Raw genomic sequence first — 7,208 nt, 5'->3', positions numbered from 1 at the left:
CGGACCCCGCCGGGGGCCCGGCCCACGGGCGTGTCCGGGGGCGTTCGGGGAGGCCGCTTTTGCCGTGCGTACCGCTACCGGTACGGTCGGTCCCGCCGGGTGGTGATCGCCCGGATGGCGCACCCCGCGCGCGGCGCGGCACACCGGAAGGGTCAGCGATGGCGATCGCGAAGGCAGAGCGGCTGATGAATCTCGCCCTGTGCCTGATGAACACCAGACGTCCGCTCTCCAAGAAGGAGCTGCGGGAATCCATCGAGGCGTACCGCGAGGCCTGGCAGAACAGCAGCGAGGACGCCTTCAACCGGATGTTCGAGCGGGACAAGGACGACCTGCGCGAGCTCGGCCTGGTGATCGACGTGGACGAGAGCACCCTGGACGGCGAGCTCGGCTACCTGGCCCGCGCCGACCGCAACCGGCTGCCCGAGATCGCCCTGGACGCCGAGGAGGCGGCCGCGCTGACCCTGGCGGCCCGGGTCTGGCAGCAGGCCAAGATGTCCGGTGCGGCCAGCGGCGCCCTGCAGAAGCTGCGCGCGGCCGGGGTGCCGTTCGCCGAGGCCGAGGGCCGGACCGCCCTGGAGCCGCGCATCCCCGCCCGGGAGGCCGCGTTCGAGCCGCTGCTCACCGCCGCCCGGGACCGCCGTCCGGTCACCTTCGAGTACCGCAAGGCCGGCGCCGCCGCCGTCGAGCAGCGCAGCGTCGAGCCGTGGGCGCTGGAGTGCTGGCGCGGGCACTGGTACCTGGCCGGGTACGACCGCGACCGGGGCGACGCCCGGGTGTTCCGGCTCAGCCGGATCACCGGCCGGGTGAAGGCGAAGTCCGGGGCCTTCCTCGGCGCCGTGCCCGAGCACGTGGACGTCCGGGCCACCGTGGCGAAGTTCGCGGGCGAGGGGGCGACCGCCACCGCGACCGTCCGGGTCCGCCGGGGCGCCGGCTTCCCGCTGCGGACCAAGGCGCTGGGCAGCACCCGGGTGGACGAGCTGTGGGACGAGCTGGAGATCCCGTACGGCAACGGGCTCGGCGCGGACCTGGCCGAGTTCGGGCCGGACGTGCTGGTGCTCGGGCCGGAGGAGCTGCGGGCGGATGTGGTCGACCGGCTGCGGGCGGTCGCGGGTTTCGAAGGAGTGGGCGCGTGAGCAACGCCATCGACCAGACGCGACGGATGCTGTCGCTGGTCACCTACCTGCGCGAGCGGCCCGGGGCCGAGGTCGCCGAGGTGGCCCGGGCGTTCGGGATCAGCGAGCGCGAGCTGATCGCGGACCTCAACGTGCTGCCGATGTGCGGCACCAGCTTCCGCGGCGGCGACCTGCTCGACATCGACACCGACGGCGAGCGGATCTGGTGGCACAACGTCGACGACGTCGCCCAGCCGCTGCGGCTGGCCGCCGACGAGGCGACCGCGCTGCTGGTGGCCGCCCGCGCGGTGGCCGGACTGCCGGGCCTGCGGGCCGGGGACCGGGAGGCGCTCACCCGGGCCGTCGCCAAGATCGAGAACGCGGCGGGGGAGAGCGCCGAGGGCAGTGCCCGGGTCGGCGTGACCTTCGAGGCGGAGAGCCACGTCTTCGCCGACATCGACCGCGCGCTCAGCGAGGGCCGCCGGCTCTGGCTGCGCTACTACTCGCACGGGCGCGGCGGGATGACCGAGCGCGAGGTCGACCCGATCCGGCTGCTCACCGAGGGCCACACCTACCTCGAGGCCTGGTGCCGGACCTCCGAGGACCACCGGATGTTCCGGCTCGACCGGGTCGCCGAGATCCGCGTCCTGGACGTCCCGGCCGACCCGCCCCGGCGCGAGCCGCGCGACCTGAGCGGCGGGCTGGTCAACCCGGCGGCGGACGACCCCGAGGTGGTCGTCGAAGTCTCCTCCGGCGGCCGCTGGGTGGCCGAGTACTACACCCACGACCGGGCCGAGGAACTGCCCGACGGCGGGCTGCGGATCACCCTGCGCAGCGCCGACCCCTCCCAGCTGCGCCCGCTGGCGCTGCGGCTGGGCCGGGACGGCCGGATCGTCTCGCCGCCCGAGCTCGCCGAGCAGGCGCGCTCGGCCGCGCGGGAGGCGCTGGCCGCCTACGGGGAGGGGCGGGTCTGAGCGGTGGAACCCGGGACCAGATTCAAGGTGTACTGCTCCGAGTGCCGGGAGAAGGTGGAGCTCCCGGCCGAGGACTTCCGCCTGACCCTCGGTCGCACCCCGGCCCAGGCGCACTACAGCTTCGGCTGCCCGCGGTGCGGGGCGGCGGTGCGCAAGCCGGCCGGGGAGAAGATCGTCGAGGCGCTCACCGGGGCCGGGGTGCGCACCATGCGGCTCGTCCCGGCCGAGGGGTAGTACGCGTATAGGCTGGGGCGCATGTCCTGGATGCTCGTCGCCGCCGTCCTGCTCGCCACCGCGGGCCTGCTGGTCCTCGGGGTCCTCGCGATCCGGCTCTGGCTGGACGTGCGGGCGCTGGCCAAGGGCGTGGACGCGGCCTCGCGGGCTCTGGCCGCGGCGGCCGGGGACCTGGCGGACGCGGTGCCCGCCCAGGGCGCCCCGGCGGGGGAGCGGAGCGTCCCCGCCGCATAGCACGGTCGGGACCGCGGTGGTACGGGGGCTGCTGCGCGCGGGCGGGGGCGGGTTACGCTCTCAGTTGGCTCCTGAACCGTGTACCGGGGGCCGCTGTCCTGTTCGGGCGGCCGTCGTCGTGGCGTCATCCGCAGCGGTTACCATCCGCAGCGGACGGCCCGTCGGGCCGCCATGACTGAAGGTGGTCGCGCATGCGCATCTCGATGACCGCGATCGTGGTGATCGTGATCCTCGCCATCGTGCTGTTCGGAGCCAAGCGGCTCCCGGACCTGGCGCGCTCGCTGGGCAAGTCGATGCGGATCCTGAAGAGCGAGGCGCAGGCGATGCGTTCGGACGGCGAGTCCGAGCAGCCGGCCCGGCCCGCCCCGGCTCCGGCCCCGGTCGACGGTGCCGCGGCCAGGACCGTCCAGGCCGCTCCGGGAGCGTCGGCCACGGCCCGTCCGGTGACCGAGCCCTCCGCCGGGGCCTCCGCGCCCGACGGCGACCGCCCGCACTGAGCGCGGCGCACGTGAGGCACCTGACGCCCGCCGCGCACACCGTGTGCGCGGCGTTCGCGACCACGGAGGCCCGCCGACCGGCGGGCCCCGACGCACGAGTTGAGGACCGGGGTTGAGCAAGCTCTCCAAGGCGCCGAAGGCGTCAAAGGATCCTGAGGGGCGGATGGCCCTCGCCGACCACCTGAGGGAACTGCGCAACCGCGTGGTCAAGTCGGTCCTGGCGATCGTGCTGATCACCATCGTGGCGGCGGTCTACCACAAGCAGATCGAGGACTTCCTGCTGCAGCCGCTGCCGCGGTGCGAAACCCTGGAGCTGGCCAAGCACTACCACGGCAAGTGCGCCCAGGTCTCGAACATCGGTCTGACCGCCGGTTTCACCTGGATGCTGAAGGTGGCCCTGACGGCGGGTGTGGTCGGGACCGTGCCGATCTGGCTCTACCAGGTCTGGGCCTTCGTGGCGCCGGGCCTGCACAGGCACGAGAAGAAGTACACGGTCGTCTTCCTGATCTGCGGGACGCCGCTCTTCCTGGCCGGTGTGGCCGTGGCCATCCTGGTGCTGCCGACCACGGTCGACGTGCTGCTCTCGTTCACCCCGAACGACACCACGCCGATCCTGCCGCCCGAGGACTACTTCGACATCGCCACCCGGATGGTGCTGGTCTTCGGCCTCGCCTTCGAGTTCCCGCTGCTGCTGGTGATGCTGAACATGGTCGGCGTGGTCGGCGGCAAGCGGCTGCTGGGCTGGTGGCGCGGCATGGTCATGGGCATCACGGTGTTCGCGGCCTTCGCCACGCCGAGCGCCGACCCGCTGAGCATGCTGGCGCTGGCCGCGCCGATCTGGGCGCTGTACTTCATCGCGGTGGCGATCGCGATCTTCAACGACAAGCGCAAGGCGCGCCGCAACCCGGACTCCGGGCTGGACGACGAGGAGGCCTCGCACCTGGACCTCTCGGTGCAGCCGGTGGCCGGTGCGGAGTCCGTCCAGGCCTCGGCGGCCCCGGCGGCCGGTGCCTCGGTGCCGGCGTCCCGCCGCGAGGAGATGGACGACATCACCTGATTCGTTAGCCCCTGAGGGAGCCCTGGTCCGCCGCTGCCGAGCGGTGGGCCGGGGCTTTCCGCTGGTCGGGGCGGTTCCGGGTTTCGGCGGGTGGTCTTGGCAGCTCGCATGGCATGTGACATATTACTGGCGTGCTGAAGACCGAGACACCTCCCCTGGACGTGGTCGTGGTCGGCGCCGGTGTGGTCGGCGCCGCCTGCGCCTACTACGCCGCCCGCGCCGGGCTCGCCGTCGCCGTCGTGGACCGCGGGCCCGTGGCCGGCGGCACCACTGGCGCGGGCGAGGGCAACCTGCTGGTCTCCGACAAGGAGCCCGGCCCCGAACTCGACCTCGCCCTGCTCAGCACCCGGCTCTGGCGCGACCTCGCCGAGCGGCTCGGCCCGGCGATCGAGTACGAGCCCAAGGGCGGCGTGGTGGTCGCCTCCACCGCCGCCGGGCAGGACGCGCTGCGGGCCTTCGCCGACGGGCAGCGCGCCGTCGGGGTCGAGGCCGAGGAGGTGCCCGGCGAGCGGCTGCGCGAGCTGGAGCCGCACCTGGCCGAGGGCCTGGCCGGCGGCTTCCACTACCCGCAGGACGCCCAGGTCCAGCCCGCCCTCGCCGCCGCCCACCTGCTGCGCGAGGCCCGCCGGATGGGCGCCGAGCTGATCACCGGGGAGAGCGTCACCGCCGTCGACCGGGGCCCGGACGGCGCCGTGCGCGGCGTCCGGACCGACCGGCGGCACCTGGCCGCCCCCGCCGTGGTGAACGCGGCCGGCACCTGGGGCGGCGAGGTGGCCGCGCTGGCCGGGGTGCACCTGCCGGTGCTGCCCCGGCGCGGCTTCGTGCTGGTCACCGAGCCGCTGCCGCGGGTCGTGCGGCACAAGGTCTACGCCGCCGACTACGTGGCCAACGTGGCCAGCGGATCGGCCGGGCTGGAGACCTCCGCCGTGATCGAGGGCACCCCGGGCGGGCCGGTGCTGATCGGCGCCAGCCGTGAGCGGGTCGGCTTCGACCGCACGCTCTCCCAGGAGGTGCTGAGCCGGCTCGCCGCCCAGGCCGCCGCCCTCTTCCCGGTGCTCGCCGACGTCACCGTGCTGCGCGCCTACCGGGGCTTCCGCCCGTACCTGCCGGACCACCTGCCGGCCATCGGCGCGGACCCCCGGGTGCCCGGGCTGTACCACGCCTGCGGGCACGAGGGGGCCGGCATCGGGCTGGCCCCGGCGACCGGGCTGCTGATCAGCGAGCAGCTCACCGGCAAGCAGCCGGAGCTGGACCTCGCGCCGTTCCGGGCGGACCGCTTCCCGGCCGAGTGACGGCGTGACGGCCCGGCCGCCTGCGACCGAGGCCTGTGTGAGATTCCTTCCTGGACCCGTGAGATTGGAGAGGCCGCCGATGCGCCGCCGCACCCCCGCCGGGCTGGTCGAGGCCGAGCCCGGGCCCGCCCACCACATCGAGTTCGACGGGCGGCCCGTCCCCGCGCTGCCCGGGCAGTCGATCGCCGCCGCGCTCTGGGCCGACGGCGTGCTCGCCTGGCGCACCACCCGGGTCGGCGGGAAGCCGCGCGGGGCGTTCTGCGGGATCGGCGCCTGCTTCGACTGCCTGGCCACCGTGGACGGCCGCCCCAACCAGCGCACCTGCCTGCTCCCCGCCGAGCCCGGCACCACCGTCACCACCCAGGAGGGCCACGGCCGTGCCGACCTCGCCGTCTGAACCCCTCGACGCCCCGCCGTACGACCTCGTGGTGGTCGGCGCCGGCCCGGCCGGGCTGGCCGCCGCCGTCACCGCCGCCGACCTCGGGCTGCGCTGCGCCCTGCTGGACGGCGGGCAGAGCACCGGCGGGCAGTACTACCGCCACCCGGCGCCCGGCCTCGGCGCGGCCCGGCCGGACCGGCTGCACCACCACTGGTCCGCCTACACCGGGCTGGCCGACCGGCTCGACGCGCACGGGCGCGCCGGGCGGGCCGCCTTCCTGGCCGGGCACCAGGTCTGGGCGCTGGAGCGCACCGGGGACGGCTTCGCGGTGCACGTCACCCGCGGACCGGAGAGCACCGACCGGGCCACCGTCCTGACCCGGTCGGTGCTGCTCGCCACCGGCGCGTACGAGCGGCAGCTGCCGTTCCCCGGCTGGACCCTGCCCGGGGTGGTCACCGCGGGCGGCGCCCAGGCCATGCTCAAGGCCGGCCTGGTGCTGCCCGGGAAGCGGATCGTGGTGGCCGGCAGCGGCCCGCTGCTGCTCGCGGCGGCCTCCTCGCTGGTCACCGCCGGGGCCGAGGTGCCCGCCGTGGTCGAGGCCACCGCCTACCTCGGGTACGCGCGGCGCCCCGGCGTGCTGGCGGCCGTCCCCGGCAAGCTGGTCGAGGGCGCCGGGCACGGCGGTGCGCTGCTGCGGCACGGCGTACGGCTACGCCCGCGCAGCGCGGTGGTCGAGGCGCACGGGACGGACCGGGTCACCGGCGTCACGGTGGCCCGACTGGACGCCGACTGGCGGCCGGTGCCCGGCACCGGGCGGCGGATCGACTGCGACGCGCTCGCCGTCGGCCACGGCCTGCTGCCGCAGATCGACCTGGCCACCGAGCTCGGCGCGCGGACCGTGACCGGGCCGGACGGCGCGGTCGCGCTGGAGGTCGACGCCCGGCTGCGCACCAGCGTGCCCGGCCTCTGGTCGGCGGGGGAGACCAACGGCGTCGGCGGCGCGGACCTCGCGCTCGCCGAGGGCGAGCTGGCCGCGCACGCGGTGGCCGGGGAGCGGCCCGCGGCCGCGCTGCTGCGCCGCCGCTCCCGGCTGCGGGCCTTCGCCGACCTGATGGCCGCCGCGCACCGGCCGGGCCCCGGCTGGACCGGATGGCTGCGTCCGGACACCGACGTCTGCCGGTGCGAGGAGGTGCCGGTGGCGGCGATCCGGGAGGCCGTCGAGGACCTGGGCGCGGGCGATCCGCGCACCGTGAAGCTGCTCACCCGGGCCGGGATGGGCTGGTGCCAGGGCCGGATGTGCGGTCCGGCCGTGGCCTGCCTGGCCGGACCGGGTGAGCCGGGGCCGGACCGGCGGCCGCTGGGCTGCCCGGTGCCGCTCTCCCAGCTGGCGGCGGGGCCGAACCCGGAGGCGTAGGGCGTGCCCGACCGC

The 7,208-nt window shown here is 75.7% G+C and carries 9 protein-coding genes; all 9 read left to right on the top strand.

The window, feature by feature from the left end:
• Nucleotides 1–158: 158 nt before the first annotated feature.
• The 9 genes from ACFU7Z_RS33085 to ACFU7Z_RS33045 all read left to right on the top strand — a co-directional run bounded on the left by ACFU7Z_RS33085 (nt 159) and on the right by ACFU7Z_RS33045 (nt 7,193).
• Nucleotides 159–1,133, top strand: a complete 975-nt coding sequence (locus ACFU7Z_RS33085; RefSeq protein WP_049652004.1) for a YafY family protein — start codon at nt 159–161, stop codon at nt 1,131–1,133.
• 26 nt (nt 1,134–1,159) lie between these two features.
• Nucleotides 1,160–2,086: a YafY family protein gene (locus tag ACFU7Z_RS33080; RefSeq protein WP_181970795.1), complete on the top strand. Its 927-nt coding sequence runs from the start codon at nt 1,160–1,162 to the stop codon at nt 2,084–2,086.
• A gap of 27 nt (nt 2,087–2,113) precedes the next feature.
• Nucleotides 2,114–2,320, top strand: coding sequence for a hypothetical protein (locus tag ACFU7Z_RS33075; RefSeq protein WP_375876040.1), 207 nt, complete (start codon nt 2,114–2,116; stop codon nt 2,318–2,320).
• A gap of 21 nt (nt 2,321–2,341) precedes the next feature.
• A complete protein-coding gene (locus ACFU7Z_RS33070) occupies nt 2,342–2,554 on the top strand; it encodes a hypothetical protein (RefSeq protein ID WP_049652007.1) in 213 nt (70 codons plus the stop codon).
• Between the two features lie 191 nt (nt 2,555–2,745).
• Nucleotides 2,746–3,051, top strand: coding sequence for a Sec-independent protein translocase subunit TatA (gene tatA, locus ACFU7Z_RS33065; RefSeq protein WP_375876041.1), 306 nt, complete (start codon nt 2,746–2,748; stop codon nt 3,049–3,051).
• Between the two features lie 163 nt (nt 3,052–3,214).
• A complete protein-coding gene (gene tatC, locus ACFU7Z_RS33060) occupies nt 3,215–4,108 on the top strand; it encodes a twin-arginine translocase subunit TatC (protein ID WP_049652009.1) in 894 nt (297 codons plus the stop codon).
• A 131-nt stretch (nt 4,109–4,239) separates the two neighbouring features.
• Nucleotides 4,240–5,400, top strand: a complete 1,161-nt coding sequence (locus ACFU7Z_RS33055; RefSeq protein WP_049652010.1) for an FAD-binding oxidoreductase — start codon at nt 4,240–4,242, stop codon at nt 5,398–5,400.
• Nucleotides 5,401–5,479: 79 nt separating this feature from the next.
• Nucleotides 5,480–5,797: a (2Fe-2S)-binding protein gene (locus tag ACFU7Z_RS33050; protein WP_049652011.1), complete on the top strand. Its 318-nt coding sequence runs from the start codon at nt 5,480–5,482 to the stop codon at nt 5,795–5,797.
• On the top strand, nt 5,778–7,193 hold the full coding sequence (locus tag ACFU7Z_RS33045) for an NAD(P)/FAD-dependent oxidoreductase (protein ID WP_380781581.1): 1,416 nt from the start codon (nt 5,778–5,780) through the stop codon (nt 7,191–7,193). Before ACFU7Z_RS33050 ends, ACFU7Z_RS33045 begins: the two co-directional genes overlap by 20 nt.
• The last annotated feature ends 15 nt before the right edge of the window (nt 7,194–7,208 follow it).

Origin of the sequence: Kitasatospora sp. NPDC057518 (assembly GCF_042802075.1) — a bacterium.
GTDB lineage: Bacteria > Actinomycetota > Actinomycetes > Streptomycetales > Streptomycetaceae > Kitasatospora.
Note: the sequence above shows the minus strand (reverse complement) of the source record. Positions and strands in the feature narration are given on the sequence as shown.